The organism is Serratia proteamaculans, assembly GCF_004684015.1.
Lineage (GTDB): Bacteria > Pseudomonadota > Gammaproteobacteria > Enterobacterales > Enterobacteriaceae > Serratia > Serratia proteamaculans_F.
This window is the reverse complement of sequence record NZ_SRIA01000012.1, coordinates 1-2,147: the sequence shown is the minus strand read 5'-3', so window position 1 is coordinate 2,147 and position 2,147 is coordinate 1. Positions and strand designations below refer to the sequence as shown.

The following is a 2,147-nucleotide window of genomic DNA, read 5'->3' as shown; positions in this document are numbered from 1 at the left end:
CAGCTGCAGAACGCATTAATATTGCCGGTTTTTACCGCAGTTCTTCCTATACTTAACCCATCCCCCACCAGACAAAAAACCATCAACATGCACAATAGTTAATCTATTTATGCGCTAAATCGGTGCAAACTCATTAGATAAACTGCTAAATTTGATCGCCGCAAGATATAACGTTAAGCTATAGATGCAAAATAATTAGTCACCTAAATGACATATTCCCGGTGAAAATTGAAATATTACGTGATTCGCATCACACAAAAAATGGCAATGGTTGATCTCTGCGTATAGCACATAGATTAACCAAACTGATAACTGGGCAGAAGGATCGCGAATTCACGTACGACTAAAATTGATTAAGGGATGATTATATGAAGTTAAGAAAAAAACGTCATAAGCCGATGCATATTAATGACATCACCATTATCGACGACAGCAAGCTGAAGAAGGCAATAACCGCGGCGGCATTAGGCAACGCGATGGAGTGGTTCGACTTCGGTGTTTATGGCTTCGTGGCCTACGCCCTCGGGCAAGTATTTTTCCCTGGTGCCACGCCCGGCATACAGATGATTGCCGCACTGGCAACCTTTTCCGTTCCCTTCCTGGTTCGTCCGTTAGGCGGCATCTTCTTTGGTGCGATGGGCGATAAATTCGGTCGTCAAAAAGTCCTCTCCATCACCATCATTATCATGGCGGTGAGCACCTTCTGTATCGGGCTGATCCCCTCTTACGCTTCGATTGGTATTTGGGCCCCGGTGCTGCTGCTGGTGGCAAAATTGGCGCAGGGCTTCTCGGTCGGTGGCGAATACTCCGGCGCGGCAATCTTTGTTGCCGAATACTCCCCGGATAGAAAACGCGGCTTTATGGGCAGTTGGCTTGATTTCGGCTCGATTGCCGGCTTCGTTCTGGGTGCCGGTGTTGTGGTGCTGATTTCCAGCATTGTTGGGGAAGCCAACTTCCTCGACTGGGGCTGGCGTATTCCGTTCTTCATCGCCGCGCCGTTGGGCCTGATTGGTCTGTACCTGCGTCATGCGCTGGAAGAAACTCCGGCATTCCAGCAGCACGTGGAAAAAATGGAGAAGGAAGACCGCAACGCTATCGAGAACCCGCCAAGGACTTCGTTCAAAGAGATCGCGGCCAAGCACTGGAGAAGCCTGTTGGTGTGCGTCGGTATCGTGATTTCGACCAACGTGACCTATTACATGTTGCTGACCTACATGCCGAGTTACCTGTCGCATAACCTGCACTACTCGGAAGATCACGGCGTTCTGATTATTATCGCCGTGATGATCGGCATGCTGTTCGTGCAGCCGGTCATCGGCATGACCAGTGACCGTATTGGCCGTAAGCCGTTTATCATTGGCGGCAGCATCGGCCTGCTGGCGCTGGCGATCCCGTGCTTTATTTTGATCAACAGTAATGTGATTGGTTTGATTTTCGTCGGTCTGTTAGTCCTGGCGGTACTGTTAAACTGCTTCACTGGCGTGATGGCTTCGATTCTGCCCGCGATGTTCCCAACGCACATTCGTTACAGCGCCTTGGCAATTTCATTCAATATTTCGGTATTGGTGGCCGGTGCAACCCCAACGGTAGCCGCCTGGTTGGTCGAGTCGTCCGGAAACCTGTATATGCCAGCTTACTACCTGATGATAGTAGCGGTGATCGGTCTCGTCACCGGCCTGTACATGAAGGAAACCGCCAATAAACCGCTGCGTGGCGCTACCCCGGCCGCCTCGGACCGCTCGGAAGCCAAAGAGCTGCTGCAAGAGAACTACGACAACATCGAACAGAAAGTCGAAGATATCAACGAGCAGATCGCCGAGCTGGAAAAGAAAAAACAGACATTGGTCGACCAGCACCCAAAACTGGACTAAATACCGCTCTGCCAATCAGCCACCTTCGGGTGGCTTTTTATTGGACTTTTACGCTGGTTTGTTACACTGAGCCAGTGAGTTATTCAACGAGGTTTCCACCAATGAGTAAAATGGATTTGCCAATTGTGATTGGAGTGGCGCTCATGATTGCCGTATGGATAGGCGCAATGTTTAACATTGGTGATATCACCCCCAGCCTGGCACGTATCTTCCATTGGATAGAAAGCCTTCGCTAATCTGTTTACCGCCTGGTTTAGCCAAAAAAAACCGCCTTGC

Annotated in this window: 2 protein-coding genes; one reads left to right on the top strand and one right to left on the bottom strand. The window is 49.9% G+C overall.

Features of this window, described 5'->3' with window-relative positions:
* The first annotated feature begins 368 nt into the window (after window positions 1-368).
* Window positions 369-1,871, top strand: coding sequence for a glycine betaine/L-proline transporter ProP (gene proP / locus E5C26_RS09310; protein ID WP_135316041.1), 1,503 nt, complete (start codon window positions 369-371; stop codon window positions 1,869-1,871).
* A gap of 83 nt (window positions 1,872-1,954) precedes the next feature.
* Here the strand turns inward: proP and E5C26_RS24700 are convergent.
* Window positions 1,955-2,147, bottom strand: a 193-nt coding sequence (locus E5C26_RS24700) for a hypothetical protein (RefSeq protein ID WP_206194254.1), incomplete at its 5' end; no start/stop codon positions are given.